This window comes from Chlorobiota bacterium (assembly GCA_016700335.1).
Classification (GTDB): Bacteria; Bacteroidota; Ignavibacteria; order OLB7; family OLB7.
Map to the genome: position 1 here is coordinate 2,356,010 of CP065014.1, position 22,531 is coordinate 2,378,540.

General features: G+C 29.3%; 14 protein-coding genes. 7 read left to right on the top strand and 7 right to left on the bottom strand.

The features are described 5' to 3' along the window. Positions 1–19 precede the first annotated feature (19 nt). Positions 20–1,183, top strand: coding sequence for a glycosyltransferase (locus tag IPP08_09640; protein ID QQS66024.1), 1,164 nt, complete (start codon positions 20–22; stop codon positions 1,181–1,183). Positions 1,184–1,301: 118 nt separating this feature from the next. Here the strand turns inward: IPP08_09640 and IPP08_09645 are convergent, their stop codons facing one another. Together IPP08_09645 and IPP08_09650 are read right to left on the bottom strand one after the other, a co-directional pair. Next, on the bottom strand, positions 1,302–2,828 hold the full coding sequence (locus tag IPP08_09645; GenBank protein ID QQS66025.1) for a DUF1501 domain-containing protein: 1,527 nt from the start codon (positions 2,826–2,828) through the stop codon (positions 1,302–1,304). 97 nt (positions 2,829–2,925) lie between these two features. After that, a complete protein-coding gene (locus IPP08_09650; GenBank protein QQS66026.1) occupies positions 2,926–4,545 on the bottom strand; it encodes a DUF1800 domain-containing protein in 1,620 nt (539 codons plus the stop codon). Positions 4,546–4,722: 177 nt separating this feature from the next. On the opposite strand from IPP08_09650, the gene IPP08_09655 reads away from it, so the two are divergent. Beyond that, positions 4,723–5,532 (top strand): isoprenyl transferase, encoded by an 810-nt coding sequence (locus IPP08_09655; protein QQS67868.1) that lies wholly within the window; start codon positions 4,723–4,725, stop codon positions 5,530–5,532. A 69-nt stretch (positions 5,533–5,601) separates the two neighbouring features. Here the strand turns inward: IPP08_09655 and IPP08_09660 are convergent, their stop codons facing one another. Then, positions 5,602–7,029, bottom strand: coding sequence for an OmpA family protein (locus IPP08_09660; protein ID QQS66027.1), 1,428 nt, complete (start codon positions 7,027–7,029; stop codon positions 5,602–5,604). A gap of 405 nt (positions 7,030–7,434) precedes the next feature. Between IPP08_09660 and IPP08_09665 the strand changes: the two genes are divergently transcribed. Then, positions 7,435–8,439: a hypothetical protein gene (locus tag IPP08_09665; protein ID QQS66028.1), complete on the top strand. Its 1,005-nt coding sequence runs from the start codon at positions 7,435–7,437 to the stop codon at positions 8,437–8,439. After that, positions 8,432–10,483 carry a hypothetical protein gene (locus IPP08_09670; protein ID QQS66029.1) on the top strand — a complete coding sequence of 684 codons (2,052 nt, stop codon included), beginning with the start codon at positions 8,432–8,434 and terminating at the stop codon, positions 10,481–10,483. The genes IPP08_09665 and IPP08_09670 overlap by 8 nt, the downstream gene beginning before the upstream one ends. Positions 10,484–10,536: 53 nt before the next feature. Here the strand turns inward: IPP08_09670 and IPP08_09675 are convergent, their stop codons facing one another. Beyond that, positions 10,537–12,966, bottom strand: coding sequence for a T9SS type A sorting domain-containing protein (locus IPP08_09675; GenBank protein QQS66030.1), 2,430 nt, complete (start codon positions 12,964–12,966; stop codon positions 10,537–10,539). Positions 12,967–13,237: 271 nt separating this feature from the next. Between IPP08_09675 and IPP08_09680 the strand changes: the two genes are divergently transcribed. The 3 genes from IPP08_09680 to IPP08_09690 all read left to right on the top strand — a co-directional run bounded on the left by IPP08_09680 (position 13,238) and on the right by IPP08_09690 (position 17,663). Then, a complete protein-coding gene (locus tag IPP08_09680) occupies positions 13,238–14,248 on the top strand; it encodes a ketoacyl-ACP synthase III (protein ID QQS66031.1) in 1,011 nt (336 codons plus the stop codon). Between the two features lie 125 nt (positions 14,249–14,373). Continuing rightward, positions 14,374–15,264 (top strand): ACP S-malonyltransferase, encoded by an 891-nt coding sequence (fabD, locus tag IPP08_09685; protein ID QQS66032.1) that lies wholly within the window; start codon positions 14,374–14,376, stop codon positions 15,262–15,264. Between the two features lie 197 nt (positions 15,265–15,461). Continuing rightward, on the top strand, positions 15,462–17,663 hold the full coding sequence (locus IPP08_09690; protein QQS66033.1) for a DUF262 domain-containing protein: 2,202 nt from the start codon (positions 15,462–15,464) through the stop codon (positions 17,661–17,663). Positions 17,664–17,915: 252 nt separating this feature from the next. On the opposite strand, the gene IPP08_09695 is transcribed toward IPP08_09690, so the two are convergent. The 3 genes from IPP08_09695 to IPP08_09705 form a co-directional block, all read right to left on the bottom strand. After that, on the bottom strand, positions 17,916–20,420 hold the full coding sequence (locus tag IPP08_09695; GenBank protein ID QQS66034.1) for a UvrD-helicase domain-containing protein: 2,505 nt from the start codon (positions 20,418–20,420) through the stop codon (positions 17,916–17,918). A gap of 75 nt (positions 20,421–20,495) precedes the next feature. Beyond that, positions 20,496–21,065, bottom strand: a complete 570-nt coding sequence (locus IPP08_09700; GenBank protein QQS66035.1) for a DUF4126 domain-containing protein — start codon at positions 21,063–21,065, stop codon at positions 20,496–20,498. Between the two features lie 27 nt (positions 21,066–21,092). Beyond that, on the bottom strand, positions 21,093–22,457 hold the full coding sequence (locus IPP08_09705; protein QQS66036.1) for a dipeptidase: 1,365 nt from the start codon (positions 22,455–22,457) through the stop codon (positions 21,093–21,095). Positions 22,458–22,531: the final 74 nt, after the last annotated feature.

Below are 22,531 nucleotides of genomic sequence, written 5' to 3' on the forward strand. Positions count from 1 at the left end.
ATAATAAATAATAGATTTTATGTCAAACCATCCTTTGAAAATTGCAATAATTGCACCAGCTTTTCCATTTAGGGGTGGTATTGCTCATCACAGCAATATGCTAACAAGATATTTAAGAAAATCTGGTCATAACGTAGATATTATTACTTTTACCCGTCAGTATCCAAAAATACTTTATCCTGGTGGAGCACAAATTGAAACTGGTGATAACCTTGAGTTTATAGATATTCAATCAGAAAGAATGATTGATTCAATTAACCCAATATCTTGGTTCAAAACTGGGAACTTATTGTTAAAAAGAAACTATGATTTAGTAATTATTAAGTTCTGGCTTCCTTTTTTTTCACCATCTTTTGGTACTATTGCTAAAATAGTAAGGAAAAATAAAAAGACAAAAGTTATGATTGTTTGCGAAAATTTAATTCCACATGAAAAAAGAATTGGAGATAAAATTTTAACTAAATTCTTATTTTCTAAATGTGATTTGGCTGTTACCCAGTCAAGTATTGTTCATAGTCAATTAGAGTCGCTTTTTCCCAAAATACCTCAAGTAATGTTACCCCACCCAGTTTATGAAAATTTTGGTGATAAAATTGACAAGTTTGAAGCATTGAAATTGCTTGGCATTGAAGCAACTAATGTGATTCTATTCTTTGGTTTTGTTAGAGAATATAAAGGTCTTGATTTATTGGTAAATGCAATGCCTTTAATTCTACAAAAAATTCCTGACTTGAAATTGTTTATTGTTGGTGAATTTTTTGGTAGTTCAGATAAAATTACCAAACAGATTATTGATTTAAATATTCAAAAGAGTGTTATACTTCATAATAAATATGTTCCAAATGAAGATGTTGCAAAATGGTTCTCAGCGAGTGATTCTCTTGTAATGCCTTATAGATCCGCTACAAATAGTGGTATAGTACAAATTGCATATAATTTTGCAATTCCATCAATTGTTACTAATGTTGGAAGTTTGAGTGAGGTGGTACTCAATGGTAGAACTGGCTTTGTAATAGATGATTCAAAACCAGATACAATTGCTGATTCAGTCTTTAGTATCTTTTCTAATAATAATTTGAAATTGTTTTCAGAAAATATAATTGAAGAAAGAAAGAAATATTCTTGGGAAAATTTTGCTGAAAAATTAATCGATTTTTATTTAAATACTTTTGTAGACAATTAATTAAATATAAAAAAAACGACAGCATGTAATTTATACATTCTGTCGTTTTATAATATAATTTAAGTTTAAATATGTAATTGATAATTTATATTAAAAACAATTTTATTTAAATAATAAGTTACCTAACCACACTCATTTTGTTTGTAATTTTATATCCATTTTGTTCTAAAATATACATATAATTTCCAGCTGGCAAATAAGTAGCATCAACTTCTACAGTATGTTCACCTGATTGTAATGTTTTACTCAAAATACCATAAGATTTTTTTCCATCAGGTGAAAACAAATTAATTGCAACGTATCCATTTTGAACTAAATTAAAATTAATTTTAGTTTTATCATTAACAGGATTAGGGAAACAATTTGATAATGTCATCCCAGAAGGAATAGTGTCATCATGAAAACTAGCTGCTTTAAATAAAGGTAATTTACTGAAGCTGCCATTTAGAAGCAACTTTTTAGAGTTTGCAGAACTTACACCCAACCAATCTTCTAAAACAGATGAGTAAATTTGTCTAAAATCAATAGTATGTTTTACGTCTCCGCGATCATCTAGGTTAGTAAGATTAGGTGCACCTCCAATTACTTTTCCACCTAAAACATTTTTACCAATTACAAATTGAGGTGATGCTGCACCATGATCGGTACCTTGAGAACCATTTTCATTTAACCTTCTACCAAATTCAGAATATGTCATACAAACAACTCTATCAGCGTTTCCATTTGTAGATAAATCTTTCATGAAGGCATTAACAGCATTAGACAAATAAGAAAGAAGCTGTGCTTGAGCAGGTAATTGAACTGTATGAGTATCAAAACCTGAAAGTGATACAACAAATATATTAGTATTTAAACCACCATTAATTAGCCTTGCAACAACTCTTAACTGAGAGGCTAATGAATCAGCACCATAAGTTTCTGAGTTTGTTCCAGAAAGCATAGCTTTATTAATTTCACTAGAATATTTATTAGATTGAGAAATTACATCACGAACATAACTTAGTTCTGGTCCTGCCAAAGTTGTCGGAACAGGATCTGTACTTGCTTTCAGTCCCTTTGCAAGATTATACAACCTATCAGGATTGTCTAAAGCCATACCCATACTTCCTTTATTTGATTGAAGTAACAGAGATGTTGCAGAAGCTACTTGAATTGCATAAGGAGTATCTGGTAACACATTTGGGAAATTGGGATATTTATTTTCTAAGTATCTACCAATCCAACCGGTAGTTTCATATTTATCTTCATCTGAAGCTGAATTAAAAATATCAGTTGATCTAAAATGAGAGCGATTATGATTTGGATAACCAACATTGCTAACAACAGCTAAATTCCCATCATTATACATTTTATAAAATGGGGATAATGAGTTGTGAAGAGCTAAATCATTAGAGATTGGTAATACTTCACTTTTTTTCAACCCAATATTTTTTCTTGAACTAATATAAACTGGGTCATTGAAAGGTACAACTGTATTTAATCCATCGTTACCACCAAACAAATTTATTAGTACAAGAATTCGATCTGAAGCAACTGCTTTTTCTAAGCCATAATATGGAAGAGCTTTTGCAAACATCCCTGATGATGCTATAGGTAATATGGCACCTGCTGTAACCGTATTTTGTATAAATTCTCTACGTTTCATTGTATGATATTGTTATTAATTATTAAGTTAAAATTGTAATTACTTAAAAATATTTTTAGATAAATATAAGTTTATCTATTAATAAATGTACATAAGATTACATTAATTGATACTCACCAAGACCCATTATTTTTGATATACAAGATCTAATTCTTTGAGATGATTTATCAACATCCCATTCATAATCAAATCCACCAGCGAGTAACGCATCTAATAAATCAGCTTTCATATTATCAGAAACATCTATAGGAATAAATAGTGCTAATAAATTATCTAAAACTTTATGAACATCTTCTGAATTTGGCATTGATTTAACTAAAGCAATTGGATCAAAATTATATGCTAAAGAACCAGTAATTGGTTCAATCCAATACTTTGTATAATTAATTCTTAAAGGCATAGTTACTCCGCTAATCCATGTTCTCCATCCTAACCAACCTTTTACATTAGGAGGATAAAACATCCATTGAGATAAGTGCATTGAAGCTGTAATAGGATCATGGGTATAAGGTACTGAAATATCTGTTTTTGTTCTATCCATTGGTGACTTTGTATTTAATTCTTTATTAGCATCAACTACAAAATCAATTGGAGATTTAATTTTTGCCCCAATAATCTGTTCATCAAAGAAATGTTCACTTTGAAGAAGTTGTTCGAGTACCTTAGAGATATTCCAATTGTTACTAACTAAAGTTTGAGACATTCCTTTTACAATATCAGGATTTGGAACTTCATAAACAAAATACTTATAAAGTTTTTCACAAATAAATACAGCAGATCGGTTAATATTTTGGTCTTTATCAATTTGAGAGAAAATATGATCGATAACATCAAATTGAGCTTTACCTTCAATACCAAAATTTTTCTTTTCTCCAAAAATTTCTTTTTCACCGTTATCAAATCTTGCAGAATTAAAATTGCTACCGAGCCCTAAATTAGACCACCCAGTAAACGACCTTGCAAGTGCAATAATATCTTTTTCAGAATAGTGAGGAGTTCCATCTGAATAATTCCCAATTCCAATACTAAAGAGTTCTAATATTTCTCTTGCAAAATTCTCATTTGGGTTTCCAGCTATATTATATCTACCATCTAAATAAATTAACATGGCAGGGTCAATAGTAACTTTCTTAGTTAAACTTTTAAAATCACCGAAAGCAAATTCTCTAAATAACTGATTTTGAATAAAAATGTATTGAGCAACTTGAACCGTTGTAAAATCGCTTGTAAAATGATTGTGCCAAAACCATACCATTTTTTCTCTCAGACCCTGAGCAGGCTTCATCATCAAATCATACCACCATTCCATAGTATCTCTCAATCTTGCATAATAATATGATCTTTCAACATTATCAACATAAGCAAATGGCTGTTGGTTTGTCCAATCCTTTTTATAAGTCCCGGTTGCATTATTATCAACAGGTGGCAAAGGCAAAGGTCCTGGTGAAAGCATTTTTGAAATTAAATTTTTAGGAGATGTTTTAACAGCATCAATAATATCAATCCAATTGCAACCGAAATTGGCACGACGTAGCAAATGAGCAGCTCTCCGAGCATTCCAAGGTTTATCAGGTCTTGGTTGGTATGGGCTCAAATCTGATCCAGACCCTAATGGAACATCTGGTTGGTTTTTAAATTTGTTTGATGTAATAGTGTTACTTGAAGTTGATAAAATGTCTTGAATTAATGGCTTACTCAAGAATGATCTTCTATTCATATTCTTTCAAAAATTAATTATTTAAAATGAGATTTAATATATCTGCTAACTTAATTAAGCTAAATGATATAATCAAGTTTTATTTTGAAAAATTCAACTCAAATATTTTAATTAAATTGCAACCCAATTAAAAACAAGGCTTTTATTATGTTACTAAATTCCTCAAATTTTGAATTGATGACTAAAGAAAAACTTTTAGCTTCATCCAACGAACTGCCAAAACATATTGCAGTTATTATGGATGGCAATGGAAGATGGGCAAAGCAAAGAAATCTTCCTCGTGTTGCTGGTCATAAATCTGGTGTTGATTCTGTTCGCGAGATTGTTAAAACCGCAGGAGAACTCAATATACCTTATTTAACTTTATATGCTTTTTCAACTGAAAATTGGAATAGACCTAATACTGAAGTAACAGTTTTAATGAGATTGCTACTACATTATTTACAATCTGAAATTAATGAATTAAATGATAATAATGTAAGGTTACAAGCAATTGGTCAATTAAATGCACTACCAAAATCAGTTCAAAAACAGCTTCATCAATCAATAGACAAACTTGCTTCAAATGATGGTCTTACATTAACTTTAGCTTTAAGTTATAGTGGAAGATGGGATATAGTTAGAGCAGTTCAATCTCTTGCTCTTGACGTAAGGCGGGGTAAAATTTCTCCAGAAGATATTAACAATGATATTATAAGAAGTTATCTTACAACTAAGGATTTACCTGATCCTGATGTTATTATTAGAACAAGCGGAGAAATGAGAATTAGTAATTTCTTTTTATGGGAAGCAGCTTATTCAGAAATAGTTGTTGTTCCTGAACTATGGCCAGATTTTAGATCTCAAAACTTGTATAACGCACTTGAAATTTATTTACAAAGAGAAAGAAGATTTGGAAAAACTAGTGATCAACTAATTGATAAAAAAGATAATTCAATTTCTGATATTGTAAGAAATTTTGCTGGGTTGTTTTCAAACAAAAAATAATTCTAATTTGTAAAAATAAAAACTCACATTTAAAAAATAAAATGTGAGTTTTTTTATAATAAATTGTACTTACTTAGCAATAACAATAAATTCAGTTCTTCTATTCTTTTGCCTCCCAGTTTCATTGGTGTTTGCTGCAACTGGTGACAACATACCAAATCCTCTTGAACGTAATCTCTCAGTTGGAACACCTAACTCTATCAACGCTCTTCTAACTGCTTCAGCACGAGCTTCGGATAACTTCTGATTATATTCTTCAGTACCATCAGAATCTGTATGACCCCTAATTTCTAGCTTTAACCTTGGGTACTCCTTCATTAAATCAAACACACCATTAATAGCTTGTTCAGAACCAGCCATTAATTCTGCTTTATTATAATCAAAATAAATTGTCTCAACTGAAAACTTCATTCCATCATCAATAATTCCATCTCTTTTAATGGTATTATATTCCCCTTTTCCGATTTTGTTTGTTACAGATCCAGGTGGTGTAATACCAACATTAATTATATGTTTGCCAGTTCCTTTTGGTGGTTTATAAGTAATTATATAATAGTTCTTTAGACTATGGTAAATGTCTTCAAATACTCCTTTAAACTCATTAGAAGAATATGTTTGGTAGAATCTTCCACCAGTATTTTTTGATAATTCACTTAACAATTCTTTATTCACAATTCCAAATGCTATAGTGAAAATAGGTATAGAATTTTCAATACTATATTTGTAAAGATCATTTGCAGAAATTGTACTTGCATTATCTTCACCATCTGTAAACAAAACTAAAGCTCTAGGATTATTTTTAGGGGAATCAATAATCTGATTCTCAGCTAATTTTGCACCCTGGTATAAAGCAGTATACCCTCCAAATTTACCAAGACCTCTTGGTTCAAAATTCTTTATAATTTCATTTATTGATTTGTTTGCCGGTACTGATAATTTAACATTCTCATCAAATTTCACAATTGAGATAATATCATTTTCTCCCTTGAGTTTCACAAAGCCAATTGCAGCATCTTCCAATGGTGTAATGTTCTGACCCATTGAGCCTGAATAATCTAATGCCATTGCCAATTGATAAGGTATATTTTCGTTTTCACTAACTTCACGAACTGTAAAATTGTCAATATTTTCTTTAGGTCCATTATTACCAATTTGTTCAGATAATGAATTCCAAATTTTATGATAATCTTCAGTACCTTTGTAATAAGGTGGGGCTAAACCAGAAACTAAATTTCCATCACCATCAAAAACTCTTACATATATTGTAATTGAATCTGGATATGATTTTGAATCCACCCTCCAAACTTCTAACGAAAGTGAATTTGGATTTATAGTATTCAATTGTTTTGTAGATTTAACATATACTGGTTCAATATAGCCATCTGGTTTTGTTGGATTAAGTAATGGTTTTACTGAATCTTCAAATGATCTGCAGGCTGAGATTTGTAATATTATTATAAAGAAAATGAACTTTAATTTGTTTTGAAAAATTTTCATTTGGAATTTATTTGTAGATATACAGTAGTATTTATTTGTATGATACAATTTGAAAAATTATTAAATTAATTTCTAACTAATTATAAAAAATAAAAGTTATAATTTTAACCTCTTATTTTTGTAGAAAGCAGTTGGTTATAAAATGACAAGTGGTAATTGATTGTTTATTATTTGAATTATTATTGCAAAATGAATTTGTATTTTATTTAAGTTACAATAATTTGTAAAAAGTAACAATTAAAATAAAAATTTTAAAATTAAACTCTTAATTATTTTTAATTTATTTCTATCTTTTCTTCCTAAAAAGAATCTATATAAGTTTTAAAACTAAACTACTGAACAGTTAGTTTGTTATAGTTTGAACTTAGTTCGATTTTATTTTTAAACTCTCAACTTTAATTGAATATGGATTCAAATTCAGAAAATAATTTTATTGACAACTCAGAAGAAAAAAATGAGTTTTTACACAATTCTGATGAAGGATTTATTTATGCTTCCCTTGAAGCTAGGTTATCTCATATTGAAGAATTAGTAATTGATTTACATGAATGGATTGGATCTGAACACGTATCTTCATTAGGAGGTTCTTACCGAAGGTTGTATTCACAATTAGTTGCGAATGATTTTGAACAAAGATATGCAGCACAAATTGTTAGAATGTTGTATGATAATCGTACTTCTAATGATGTAAGCGATCAAGATTTAAGGGCACTAGCAATTAATCATATTAATACTGAAGTAACTGCCAATAAAGAAACTATGGCTTACTTAAGTAAAAACAGCTCTAAGCCTTATATATTAGCTCTTGTAGGTCCTTCTGGTGCTGGCAAAACAACAATGATGTACAAGCTTGCAGTTCGTGCTGTTTTAAATTTCGAATTGAAAGTAAAAGTAATTTCAAGTGATACATATAAAATTGGTTCTGTTGAAGGCATTCAAACAATTGCTGATATATTGAATATTCCATTTGGTATAGCTTTTGAACCTGAAGAAATTCCTGGATTAATAAATGAATCTGAAGCAGATTTAATTTTACTTGATACTGCAGGAAGATCGGACTCTGAAGCCCGTGAAGAATTATATGAATTTATTTCTGCTGCTAAACCTAACGAAATTCATCTAGTGCTTTCTGCCACTATGAGCCGCCGTGCAATTCAGGAAACTGCTGCTCTTTTTCTCGGTGAAAAAATTAATTGTTTGTCTTTTACTAAAATTGATGAAGCCCCATCTATTGGTGGTGTTATCTCGTCAGTTAGATGGATGGGTTTACCAATTGGCTATATTTCTAATGGTACTGCTATTCCAGATGATTTGTTACCTGCATCAGATATTTCCTTGGGTTCGTATTCTTTAGATGGAGTTCCTCCATCTATTTCACAACAAGAAGGTAAACTTGATACTCATGTTTAGATATTTTATATATTCTTTTTTATTTCTAATTGTTTCTTTTTCACTTTCTATTAATGTAAAAGCTAATGGAGTTTTAACAGATGCCCAATGGCGTGGAAGCAATTTAGTTTTGAGATTTTCAGATAGTATTTTGTATCAAGTTGATTTTGCAAATAGTGATTCTAAAAATGTAGCAGTTAGTTTAATTGGTGCAAATTTGAGTGCTATTTCAAATAATTTAAAAGTGGAACCTTTCACTTTAGATGCTCCAGGCGGACTGACCCGAGCAACACTTGTTCAATTAAAACCCAATTTAGTTACTCTAAAAATCAATTTACTTCCAAATTATTCTTTCTCTGTTTTATGGAGACCTTATTCCAATCAATTTTTGGTTTATACTTATCAATGGGATAAATTATCTGTATCTGAAAAAGAGTTTCATAAAGGTTTAATCGCTCTTGAAAACGGACTTAAAGAACAAGTCGAAAAACTTTTAGCCACGTCTGCTTCTTTAGGTAATAAAAATGCTCGTTCGGTTTTAGGGGTTTTTTATGCCAAAGTTGGGAATGATGAATTTGCTGAGCAATATTTAACTAATCCTTCTGAACCCGATGATTATGCTGCCTTAGCAGAAGTGAAAACTAGATCTGGAGACAAAGCATTGGCTTTTAGTTATGATAATAAATTCAGGAGTTTGATGAAAGCTCAAAGAGTTACTTCAAATGATGATAGTATAACTTTAATTACCAATTCACAAAAATTTTTAAAACAACTAGATTCAGAAAAAAAATCTAAATCCGCAGTTTTAAATTCTTTAAATGACCCAATTTTTATTACAATTATTCTAATTGTAATTTTACTATTTATATTGATAGTTTTTTTAATCACTAAAAGATCTGGTGGTAAAAATAATAGCAACTTAAATTCTAAAAGAGATTTTTTTAGATCTAATAACTCAAGAAAGAATTACTACGATTATAGTAATGAGTATTCAAATTATTCAAACAAAAAAAGTAAATCTAAAATTACAAATGAGGATATTTTAAATACATCTGATTTTAAATCTGTTAATAATGATTCAGATTCTTTTCCATTTGATAATGCATTTAGTAATTCTGATTTTAGAATTATTCCTAGCACTAGTTCAATTGATATTTCTGATGGAGAACATATTGTAAATCAAGCAAAAGCATTAATCAAAAATGATGAAATCCATGATGAATCAAATGAGAAAGGTGAAATTAAATCTTCTGATAAAAATATATCTGGTGAAAATGATTCTAATATAAATTCTAAAATTATAACTTTTGAAGATAATTATCATAATGATAATTCAAATTCAGATTCATTGATAAAAAATAACAATGATGATGATGAAGTTAATAATTTAGATTTAAAAACAGATGAGGAGAATACTTTAGATGAAAAGTTAGAAGAAGAGATAATAACAAAATATAGGCTTAACAATAAATTTGTTGATTTACAAAATAAAATACCTAATTATAGTAGTGAAATTTCAATTAATACTGATTTAAACATTCATAAAGATAATTTAACTAATGAATTGAAATCAAAAGAAAATAAAGAAAATTTAATTACTGAATCTAGTTCAAATAATAAAGAAAATCAAAGTAAATCAACTATTAAAAATGATGGATTTTTAGATAACCTTAATCAAGATAAAATTGAATTAAAAATACCTACAATTACTAATGAATTTTTAAAACATAACAGATTTGCAACTAATCTGAATCAGAAGCCAAAACAATTATCTGTTCAAACTTTAGAACTAAGAAAAAAGATTGAAACAATGAATAATTTGAATGTTAATTTAACATCTAAAGATAATCCTAATATAAATAATCATAATTTTAGTTTTACAGATTCAACTTTATTAGATAAAAATTTATACTCTAATCATACATTATTAACAATTTCTAAAAGATGGTCAAAACCAACTGCAGGTTTTGATGCAATGCCTATAAAACAAGCTGCAAAAACTGAAAAAGTTTCAAGAGATTATATTATGTTAAAGGAATTAATGCAACGAACTAAAGTAAATTAATCCAATTAATTAACTTTTCATTAATTGATTTTTCTTACTTCTCATAATTTTATTTATCTAATCACTACAAAATTTGTAGAGAATTTCTCTCCATTATCATTAAATCTTAAAGTATAAATTCCAGGCTTTAATGAAGAAGTATTCAAACAAAACTCATTCGTCAAAACATTTACTTGATAATTTGTTTTATTAATTGAAGCTCCTAAACAATTACTGACGATTAATTTATCAATATTTACAACTTCTTTATTAATAAATTTTATATTCAAATAATCTTTCGCTGGATTTGGATAAAGTATAACATTAGAATTAACAGGTTTGATTAGATTTTCATTTTTGTTTATTGAAGTTAAAAAAGCATTCCAAATTCCAAACGCAGTTGATGGTGAATTACCTACTAGAGAGAAATCGCCCCCAATATAAATATAATTATTGTCAGTAGCTAAAGTTTGAATTAATGTAGAATTACTTAAACTGGATGTTGAACTCCCAACAACACCGCTTCCAAGTAGCTCCCATGATGTTCTGTTCCACTTTGCAATTGAATTTGCCTTTATTCCTGAGATTGAACTGAAGGATCCCGCAGCATACAAAAGTCCATTATTAGTTGAAGTTAAAGCATTTATTTTTGAATCTTTTCCAGATAATTCAGAGCTCATTTCGAACCATTCTTTTCCATCATAGCTTGCAATTCCAAAGGATGATACATTACCAGCTTTTTTAAAATCACCTCCAACAAACAGCTCGTTGTTTACACCAGAATGAATAACCCTAACCGTTGAATCACATCCATTACCCAAAGGGACAAAAAGATTGTTTTCATATTTTGCGATATTATTTGCAATTACACCTGAGATTTCTTTAAAATTACCACCACAATACAATGTTCCAAATTTGTTTACTGTCACACAAAGAATTATACTATCACTTCCTTTTGAAAGAGGTACCCATTTTTCATTTTCAAGTGTAGCAATATTTTTATACTCTTGATTTAGAATTTTAAAATTCCCTCCAATGTATAATTTATTTTCAAATTTTGTAATTGAGTTTACAATACCAATAATATTATTTCCAATAGCTGACCATTTTGTGCCATCCCAAACACCTACTGAGTTTATATTTTCTCCATTTATTTTTGAGAATGAACCAACAATAATTATTTTGTCAATACTTGTTGAAGTATCAACAATCATTGAGTTAATTACTCCATTGATTGGTTCTTTAATTAGATTAGTCCATTTTTTACCATCCCAAGAAGCCAATGTTCTAACAACTTCTCCTTTATCATCAAAGGATCCACTAACATATATATTTTTTCTTCCTATTGAAATATTTGTAATATTTTGGAAATAACCTTTTGTAAATTCATTGGATATTTGTTCCCATTTAGAATTTTTAAACATTGCAATATGTTCTGAATACTGCTTTCCTGCTTGTGAGAAATATCCACCACAAAAAATAGAACTATCATTTGTAACAATTATTGTATTAACACCTCCACTAGTGCCATCACCTAATTTATTCCATTTCAATCCATCCCATTTTGCTATATTATTGACAGTATCATTTCCCGCAATATTAAAATGACCCGCAATAAATATATCTTTACCAATGCTAACAATTGATGAAACAGACGAACCTTCAATTCCTCTTCCTAATGAAAACCACTTTTTTCCACTCCACCTTGCAATACCCCATGCAGGGGTGTTTGAGCTTACCGCAGCAAAACCTCCACCAACATATAAATTGCCATTTGAATAATGTAATGCTTGAACAATTCCTTGAGTTCCACCATCAAGAACCTCCCATTGATTGTTCACAAATTTTGCAACATTAAATGCCTCCTTATCTCCAGCAAATATAAAGTCACCTCCAACGAATAATGAACCCTCACCATATGCAATTGAATAAACAGTTCCTTCAATTCCATTATCGGGAAATGTATTCCATTCTTTATTTTTTAAAGAATATGAAGCAAGGTTTTTAGATGTTAAACCATTTATTTCTGTAAAGTTTCCACCTACATAAATATTGTCATTAACAATTAACAAAGTTCTAATTGCAGAAGAATCTTTAGGAGAAATACTATCTGATATACTCTTCCAAATTCCATTATCCCAAACTGCTAAAGAATGAATTGATTTTCCAGATATGGATTTAAAATCTCCACCTATATAAATTAGATCTTTATAAGTTGCAACAGAATAAATTGAGCCTCCATTAATTTCTCCTCCTAGAGAATACCAGGATTTGCTTTTTTTATTCCAGACAGCAATTTTATTTACAATTATATTTCCTGAAATTGTAAAATCACCTGCAACAACAATTTCATCATTATTTCTTTCAGCAATTGAATTTACATTTCCATTTAAACCAGGTATTCCAAAATTTTTACTCCAATTGATATCATTGTTAACTTGTGAATATCCATTTAAATTATTTAACAACAAACAAAACAAAATTGAGAAAAATAATTTTAACATAATCTTTAAATTATTTAATAATTAATTTGAAATGATAACTTTTTCAAAAATACAATTAATACAATAAGAATATTTTATTTATTGAATTATTCTAACTTTAATCATATTAAACCACTTTAAAAAAAAACTTCAAATTTTTCTTCTCATCATTTCTAAATATTATTCTTTAAATTTTAGTATAAAATAAAAGTAAAATTAATTTGTTATTATAGGATTAACTAAGATTTTTTAACTTTGCAAACCAAATTCAATTAATTGAAATTTATTTTATATGACATCAAATAACCGAACTAGAAGGGCTACTATAACATCTGTGGGTCATTATGTACCCCCAGATATTTTTAACAATGATTACTTTAAAAATGAACTTGGCTTAGAAACAGATGACACATGGATAAGAGAAAGAACAGGAATTATTGAACGTCGTTATTTGGTTGAAGGTGGCACTAGCGATTTAGCAGTTCCAGCTATTAAAAAATGTTTAGAAAGAAGAGGTATCTCGGCACTTGAAATAGACTGCATAATAGTTGCAACAGTAACTCCAGATATGGCTTTCCCCTCAACTGCCTGTTTGATTCAAAATAAAATTGGAGCAAAAAACGCTTGGGGTTTTGATGTTGAAGCTGCTTGTTCTGGTTTTTTGTTCGCATTAAGAACTGGCACTAGTTTTATTGAAAGTGGTCAATGTAAAAAAGTATTAGTTGTTGGTGCTGATAAAATGAGTGCAATAATTAATTTTAAAGATAGAAATACTTGTGTTTTATTTGGAGATGGTGCTGGATGTGTTTTACTTGAAGCAACTGAGGATGAAACTATAGGCATTATTGATTTTGAATTGCATATTGATGGTAGTGGAGGAGATTTCCTTTATATGCCAGCAGGAGGAAGCCGTATGCCTCCAAGCTTAGAGACTGTGGCTAGAGAGCTTCATTATGTTGTACAAGATGGTAAAGCTGTTTTTAAAGTTGCTGTAATTGGAATGGCTGATGTTGCTGAAAGTATTATGAAAAAAAATAACTTGACTGCACAAGACATTCGTTGGTTAGTACCACATCAAGCTAATTTGAGAATTATATCTGCTACTGCTGAAAGGATGGGTTTATCAATGGAAAATGTGATGGTTAATATCCATAAATTTGGGAATACTACTGCTGGAACATTACCTATTTGCTTAGGTGAATGGTGGGAAAATGGGCTACTTAAAAAGGGTGATGGAATTATTTTAGCTACATTTGGTGCGGGTTATACTTGGGGTAGTGGTTATTTAAAATGGGGATATTAAAATTGGATTGAATTATTTTTCAAATTTAATTTATTTGTATTCTCAATTGTTTCAATTTTTAAATCCTTCAATTTATTTTGATTTATAAATCAAATAATCTAGTTATATAATTAATAAATTATTTTATGAAATCATATATTTTTCCTGGACAAGGTTCGCAATATATTGGAATGGGGCTTGATCTGTATGAATCAAGTACAATGGTTCGTGATATAATGGATAGAGCTAATGAAGTATTAGGTTGGCAATTAACTGGTATTATGTTCGGTGGAACTCAAGAAGAATTAACTCAAACACGAAATACTCAGCCAGCAATTTTTTTACATAGCTATGTAAGATATATGTTGTTAAACAATCCAGAACCTAATATGGTTGCAGGGCATTCTTTGGGCGAATATTCTGCATTAGCTATTGCTGGTGCAATTAATTTTGATGATGCTTTAACTTTAGTTAAAATCAGAGCTGAGTCTATGCAAATTGCTGGAGAGTCTGAACCTGGCACTATGGCTGCAATTATTGGTTTGGATGATAATTTAGTTGGTGATATATGCTGTAAAGTTTGGGAGGAAATTGGTATAGTTCAATCTGCTAACTTTAACTCTCCAGGTCAAGTTGTTATTAGCGGAAGCCCTAATGCAGTTTTAGAGGCAATGAAAAGATGTAAAGAAAATGGAGCAAGAATGGTTAAACAACTTAATGTAAGCGGAGCTTTTCATTCCCCTTTAATGGCTAGTGCACGTGAGAAGCTTACCTTAGCCCTTTCAAATGTTCATATTAATAATGCTGAAATTCCAGTTTATACAAATGTATCAGCAAAACCTATTACAGATGCCCAAGAAATTCACGATTCATTAATACTCCAACTTACATCACCTGTTAGGTGGTCCGAAACAATTAATAATATGATTATTGATGGAGCTGATGAATTTATTGAAGTAGGACCTGGCAATGTACTTCAAGGCTTAGTCAAAAGAATTAATAGTATTGTAACTGTTTCAGGATTTGATAAATTTTAAAGAATTACTTATTGTATTTAAAATAGGTTTATATTAATTTTTCTGTTTAAAATACTTTTTTCTAAAATTAATATTAATAAATTAAGAACGTTACAAAGATTTGTATTGTTACTTGTTTAAAGTACAACTAGCTTAAATACTTTTTGATATCTGAAACCCAAGTAAATACAACGCTTATTAACAATCAAAATTTATAAATGAAGACAGAAAGCCATTCAATAAATGATGTATTAGCTAAAAATGCAACATCATTTTTTATTCCACCATTTCAAAGAGCTTATTCTTGGGGTAGACCAGAAATTGAAAGATATTTTAGTGATATATCAAGAATTATAGAATCAGATTTAGATTTTAAACAACACGATAAATTAGAACACTTTTTCGGCACAGTTGTTATAAAAGAAGAAAAAGCAGGGTTCGCAAACAAATCAGTTGTAGTTGATGGTCAACAAAGACTTACAACCACTCTTATTTTCTTAATTGCACTTCGAGATTGTGAAACAGATATTAAAAATCAAGAATATATTACCCAAAACTATTTAACAAACAACTCATCTTCATACCAAGACAAGATAAAACTTAAGCAAATAACAAAAGATTGGGATTCATATAAAGCATTAGTAAACAAAACAAAACCAAAAGCAGGTGTTATAAGCAATGCTTATGAATTACTTAAAAAACTTATCAGTGAAAAGAAAAAATTAAATCCTGAAGTTTCTTTTGAGAATTACATTATTGCTATTCAAAGAATAAATGTAGCAGTAATTTTTTTAGATGAAAGACCATTTAAAGGCGAAGACCCTCAAATAATATTTGAAACTCTAAATTCCTTGGGCAAACCATTGACACTATCTGACCTTGTAAGAAATTTTGTCTTACTTAATATGGAAAGTAATAAACAGTCAGATATTTATGAAAAAATTTGGCATCCAAATATTGAAGATATTCTTAATGAAAATTCATCCAAATTTTTTAGAGACTATTTGCAATATAAAACCAGTAGTTCTTTAAAAGTTGTTAGTGATAACAATACAAAAGAATTGTATCATCAATTTAAAGCTTTTGTTGAAGACAAATTTGAAAACCATAATGACTTCGTTATTGATATTGTTCGCTTTGTAAAATGTTATAAATGGATTATTACCGAAATAGTTAATGAGCCCATTTCTCATAATTCAACAAAGGATAAGGAAATTAAAGAATTACTTAGAAATATATTTCACGATATAAAGGCAGAAGCATTTAAACCACTCGTAATGGGGTTATTAGAATATCATCAATATACAGTTAACGATATTAGATTAACTGATGAATTTTTAATTTCAACTTTAACTACAATAAGAACCTATCTTATAAGGCGAAGAATTTTAGGACTTACACAAGGAGAAAATAAAAACATTGTGAATTTCAGCAAAAAAATTGAAGATTTGTCAAATGGAAATAATTTTATGATTGAACTTCTAACTAATCTATTTTATAGACTTAGATTACCTAATGACAATGAGATAAAAAATTCTTTGACCTTAATGAATTTTTATGAAGGTTCAAAACAATATTCAAAATTTGTTTTAGGTAAAATAGAAGAGCATAACACAAAAGTGTCTGTTGATTTCCGTAATCCCAAAATTACTATTGAGCATATAATGCCTCAAACTTTAGAAGATAGTTGGAAAGAAGAATTAGGTAAAAATTTTAAAGAAATTTCCAAGAACTATTTACATAACATTGGCAATTTAATACTTACAGAATTTAACAGTGAAATTGGTAACAAACCATTTATTGCAAAGAAAAGAAAATTAGAGACATCTTCTTTATATTTTAGATTGGACATTGTAAAAAGAGATATTTGGAATGAACAAAGTATTAAAGAACATCAAGCTAATATGATTACTTGGTTTCTTGAGACATTTCCATTGCCAGAACTTTATAAAGAAAAAGAAAATTGGAACACACTATCCAATGAAAATACTCTATTTTCACCATTAGATACTGATGCAGGCGAAATAGCAGAGGGAAATAAACCAATAGAACTTCAAATTTACAAAGAAGTAATTATTGTTAAAACTTGGCAGGATGTTTTTATTAAATTTATAAACCATTTGAAGAATAATTCCGAATTTGATTTTGATTTTATTCTAGAAAATCAAACTGAATTGTTCAGACGTGAAGATACAATAATAAAATGGAGTACCTTGAAGGAGTTAAGTGATACTAAAGTTGACTTATTAAATCGCTACAAAACATTTGACGGAAAAGCTTGGGAGAAAGTTAAAGAACTTGATGATGATATCCTTTTCATTCATATAAATATTTCTGCTTCAACTTGTATGACTAGAATTAGTACCGTGATGGATAAATTCAATATGCATAAAAATTCAATAGAAATAAAATTAAAGTAACTAATATAAAACAAAGAATTGGCTAGTAGCTTGTATGGTCTTAATGTTAAAGTTTAGATGTAATAAATTAAACATTTGACCTTACAGCAACATTTATAGATTTTTGAACTTTTATAGTACTAATTCCCCTTCTTCGAAATTCAACAGAACAAATCACACTATGTTTACTCATTAAATCAAATACTATATTTTTGTCTAAGTTAATTCTTTTTAAATCTTGCCATAAATACAAATTGTTTTTTATTAAATATGTTAAGTAATAATTTTTAGATTAGCAAACTTCAACATTAACATTTTTCTTCCCACTGATTCAAATCTAATTGTTGCTTTTGCTTTATCACCATTCCCTGTCAATGATTCAACTTTCCCTACACCAAATAATTTATGCCTTACTAAAGATCCTGTTCTAATTGGTTTTTCAACTTGAGAATAATCATCATTTTCAATTGTAGAATCTTCAAAAAACTTTTCTACTTTTGGTGGATTATTTTTTATGGGGTTTGTTGAATTATAATCATAATTAGTTGAATCATTTTTAGGAGAATTACTATTTTTTTGTGAGTAATTATTAATAAATTTATTAAACTTATCGTTGTAATAAGATGCTCCACTTGAATTGCTATTATAAGTTGATTTAACTGGTAAACTCTTTTTTGTGGAATTATTATTATATGATTCGTTCTCAGAATTATCTAATAAATTTGAATAGCTTCCTCCTGAATTGAATTTATTTCCTTTTTCAAATGGACTTTTCATTTCAATCAATTTATCATCTATTTCAGTAATGAACCGTGAAGGTGTTGGATATGATAAATTTCCAAAACGATATCTTCTTTCGCAGTTTGTAATATACAAATCATTCTTTGCCCTAGTTATTGCAACATAACATAATCTTCTTTCTTCTTCTAATTCCTCTTGAACCATTGCTGTTTCCCCAACTGGGAACAATCCTTCTTCCATACCTGCAATTATTATAGTATCAAATTCAAGACCTTTCGCTGAATGAATTGTCATCATAGTAACTTTTTCAGCTGCTGAATCATAAGAATCAATATCAGCAATCAGAGCAACTTCTTGCAGATATTCCGACAAAGTTGCATTAGAATTCTTTTCATAAAAATCGGCTAAGTGAGATAAAATACTCTGAACATTTTCCCATCTTGCAAGAGATTCAGGTGTCCCTTCGTCTTTATAGCTTTGCAACAAACCAGATTCGCTTAATATATTTCTGGCAGTATCAGTTGGAGGGAAAATTGAACTTGTATATGACTCAATCATAAAAGCAAATTTCTTTATAGCATTAATAGTTCTGGAAGAAATATCTTTAATTCCATCACTAATTTTTGCTGCATCAAGAAGCGAGATTCCCTTTTCATCTGCAAACGATTTTAACCTTTTTATAGAAACATCCCCAATTCCTCTTGATGGTACATTTATTATTCTGTTAAACGATTCGTTATCACGTTCATTAACAATCAATTTCAAATATGACAAAGCGTCTTTAACTTCCTTTCTTCTGTAAAATGGTACTCCACCTACAAGAGTATATGGAATACTAGACTTCCTCAAACCTTCTTCTATTGAAAATGATTGAGCATTTGTTCTATATAAGATTGCTATATTATTAAACGAAATTCTTGCATTTTGTTTTTTTCTAATTATTCTTACAATCTCTTCTGCTTCATCTTTTTCATCTTTTAAAGTAATTACTTTTAATTTTTCCCCTTCTTCATTTTCAGTCCATAATTTTTTGCTAATCTGATTTTTATTATTTTTAATAACACTATCAGCAGCAGCTAATATTGTTGAAGTTGACCTATAATTTTGTTCAAGCCTAACAATTTTAACATCGGAATAATCTCTTTCAAAATCTAGAATGTTTTTTATGTCAGCACCACGAAATTTATAAATAGATTGTGCATCATCACCAACAACACAAATGTTTTTGGATTTAGCTGCAAGCATATTAACTACAGTATATTGAGCTCTATTTGTATCTTGATATTCATCAATAACAATATATTTAAATTTATGTTGGTACTTTTCTAATACTTCAGGGAACTTATCAAATAATTCGATTGTTCTAACTAATAAATCATCAAAATCCATAGCATTGTTTGCTTTGAGTTTTTTTTCATAGTCATCATAAACTAAAGCTATTTTTTCTTCCATAAAATCTTTTGCAAACCTTGAGTAATCATGAGGATTAATCATTGAGTTTTTTGCTGAAGAAATTCTAGAAGAAATTAATTTTGGCGAAAAATCTTGTGTTGAAATTGCATGAACAGTCATTAACTGCTTAATAACTGATTGTTGATCTTCAGTATCATAAATGGAGAAATTTGAAGTGAATCCAATTTTTTCTGCTTCAATTCTTAGAATTTTACCAAATACAGAATGAAAAGTACCCATCCATAAACTTTTTGAAGGATTTTCACCAACTAATTTGCAAATTCTTTCCTTCATTTCTGCAGCTGCTTTATTAGTAAAAGTAAGAGCTAAAATTGAATAAGCCGGTACTTTTTGATTTAACAAATATGCAATTCTATAAGTTAGAACTCGAGTTTTACCGGAACCAGCACCAGCAACAACAAGAACTGCACCATGTATTGTTTCAACTGCTTTACGTTGAAATTCATTAAGTCCTGCAAACAAGTCTGAATCTAGCTTCAAAGGGCTTGGGTTATCATATAGAGGGAGTGAATATTCATTATCTTTTCCATCTTGAGTAACTCGTTTTATAATTATTTTTTGCATTAAATTTAAATAAATAAAAAGGTCAAATCTTTTGTCAATTAAAGTATAAAATCATCAATCTGAAATCACATTTTGTTAAGTCTTTTTATTAATTAACGCCTTTTTGCGAATTATAAATCTGATTATAAAAAATGCGAGAATTATAACTACTATAATTGCTAAAGTAGGAATAAATATAGCCAAGAAAGAAATAGAAACTGCACCAACAGTTTCACCAGTTGAAACAACGTTATTACCTACTCCAGCAGTTGATACAGTAGATAATCCTCTTAGTGCTACTGAAGTTCCTTGAAAGAGTCCTGCAATTCCTCCGCCTGCAATGACTGCTAAAGTCCACCTCATATAAGGCGGCAAATCGAAAGCAACCGAAGCTGTAAGAATCATTCCAGCAATAACAGCCAAAGGTGATGCAACTAAATCTAGTGCGTGATCTAATATCGGAATATAATATGCACCAACTTCTAAAACTGCTGCAATTGAAAAACCAATTAAGCAAATATCTGTACTAATCCACGAGAAATCTTGACCTAAATGAATCCATCCAAATTTAGATCCAATGCTTGTAATAGTCATAGGCATAAAAACTCTATACCCACAAGCTGCACTTAAGCCAACACCAATTAATATGCTTAAAATAATATCCATTTAAAAATAAATTATTAATTCAAAAGTTTAATATTTTGAATATTCTTCAAGAAAAAGATAACAACTTTTAATACCTAAAAGATAAGTTGGTAAGTGCATATTTTCATTTGGAGAGTGAGCATTTTGATCTGGAAGACCAAATCCCATAAGTACAACTGGAGCATTAAGAACTCTTTCAAAATCTGCAACAATAGGAATTGAACCTCCGCTACGAATTAAATAGGGTTCAGTATTAAATGCTAATCTTAATGCATTTAATGCTGCTTTCATTGGTATTGAATCTGTAGGAGTTAATGCTGGTGGACCACCATGTAATTCTATTACCTCAACAGTAACTCCAATTGGAGTATTTGATTTAATAAACTCATTAAATTGAGAATATACCTTTTTATAATCTTGATTTGCAACTAGCCTCATTGATATTTTTGCTGAAGCTTTTGATGGTAAAACTGTTTTTGCTCCTTCACCTTGATATCCTCCCCATATACCGCATAGATCAAGTGTTGGTCTAGCCCAAAGCCTTTCTAAATCGGTGTACCCTTTTTCTCCATTAGTTGTTTTAATCTCTAATAAATTTTTAAAGTCCTCAACATTATAAGGTAATCTAGCTAGTTCTTTATGCTCTTCTTCCGAAACTTCAACAACATCATCATAAAAACCTGGAATTGAAATTCTTTCATTTTCGTCTTTCATATTTGCGACCATTTTACAAAGTGCATTTAATGGGTTAACAATTGCTCCACCAAACATACCACTATGTAAATCTCTATTAGGACCATAAACATGAAGTTCAAGATAAGCTAAACCACGAAGACCGTATGTCAATGAAGGCATATTATAATCATGCATGGTAGTATCAGAAATCATAACAGAGTTGCAGGATAATAACTCTTTATTTTTTTCTAAAAATGAAACTAAGCTTGGTGATCCAATCTCTTCTTCACCCTCAATAATGAATTTTACATTTACTGGTAATTTTCCTTCAGTTTTTATTAATGCTTCAACTGATTTAATGTGCATATGCACCTGACCTTTATCATCAATTGAACCTCTAGCAAAAATATGTTCTCCTCTAACTTCAGCTTCAAAAGCTGGTGAAGTCCACAGATTAAGTGGGTCTGGTGGTTGAACATCATAATGACCATATATTAAAACTGTCTGTTTCCCTTCAGCATGAAGCCAATCTGCATATACTACTGGATTTCCATCAGTTTCCATTATAGCAACATTTTCCATTCCTGCATTTTTTAACATTTCCGATGTAAAATCAGCAGCTAATCTGGTTTGAGAATTATAATTAGAGTCAGCTGAAATTGATGGAATTTTTAAATAATTTTTTAACTCTTCAATATAATTGTTGAAGTTTTCATCAATATAATTTGATGTTTTCATTTTAAATGATTTTTTTATAAATTATAAATTGGAACAGTAGTTGTTCATTTATTTTTTTTTTAAATATTTATTTT

Excerpts from the sequence above, each read along its gene's own strand:
- IPP08_09640 (QQS66024.1), top strand. The coding sequence starts at position 20 with ATGTCAAACCATCCTTTGAAAATTGCAATAATTGCACCAGCTTTTCCA.
- IPP08_09675 (QQS66030.1), bottom strand. The coding sequence starts at position 12,966 with ATGTTAAAATTATTTTTCTCAATTTTGTTTTGTTTGTTGTTAAATAAT.
- fabD (QQS66032.1), top strand. The coding sequence starts at position 14,374 with ATGAAATCATATATTTTTCCTGGACAAGGTTCGCAATATATTGGAATG.
- IPP08_09655 (QQS67868.1), top strand. The coding sequence starts at position 4,723 with ATGACTAAAGAAAAACTTTTAGCTTCATCCAACGAACTGCCAAAACAT.
- IPP08_09670 (QQS66029.1), top strand. The coding sequence starts at position 8,432 with ATGTTTAGATATTTTATATATTCTTTTTTATTTCTAATTGTTTCTTTT.
- IPP08_09650 (QQS66026.1), bottom strand. The coding sequence starts at position 4,545 with ATGAATAGAAGATCATTCTTGAGTAAGCCATTAATTCAAGACATTTTA.
- IPP08_09700 (QQS66035.1), bottom strand. The coding sequence starts at position 21,065 with ATGGATATTATTTTAAGCATATTAATTGGTGTTGGCTTAAGTGCAGCT.
- IPP08_09695 (QQS66034.1), bottom strand. The coding sequence starts at position 20,420 with ATGCAAAAAATAATTATAAAACGAGTTACTCAAGATGGAAAAGATAAT.
- IPP08_09680 (QQS66031.1), top strand. The coding sequence starts at position 13,238 with ATGACATCAAATAACCGAACTAGAAGGGCTACTATAACATCTGTGGGT.
- IPP08_09645 (QQS66025.1), bottom strand. The coding sequence starts at position 2,828 with ATGAAACGTAGAGAATTTATACAAAATACGGTTACAGCAGGTGCCATA.
- IPP08_09690 (QQS66033.1), top strand. The coding sequence starts at position 15,462 with ATGAAGACAGAAAGCCATTCAATAAATGATGTATTAGCTAAAAATGCA.
- IPP08_09705 (QQS66036.1), bottom strand. The coding sequence starts at position 22,457 with ATGAAAACATCAAATTATATTGATGAAAACTTCAACAATTATATTGAA.
- IPP08_09660 (QQS66027.1), bottom strand. The coding sequence starts at position 7,029 with ATGAAAATTTTTCAAAACAAATTAAAGTTCATTTTCTTTATAATAATA.
- IPP08_09665 (QQS66028.1), top strand. The coding sequence starts at position 7,435 with ATGGATTCAAATTCAGAAAATAATTTTATTGACAACTCAGAAGAAAAA.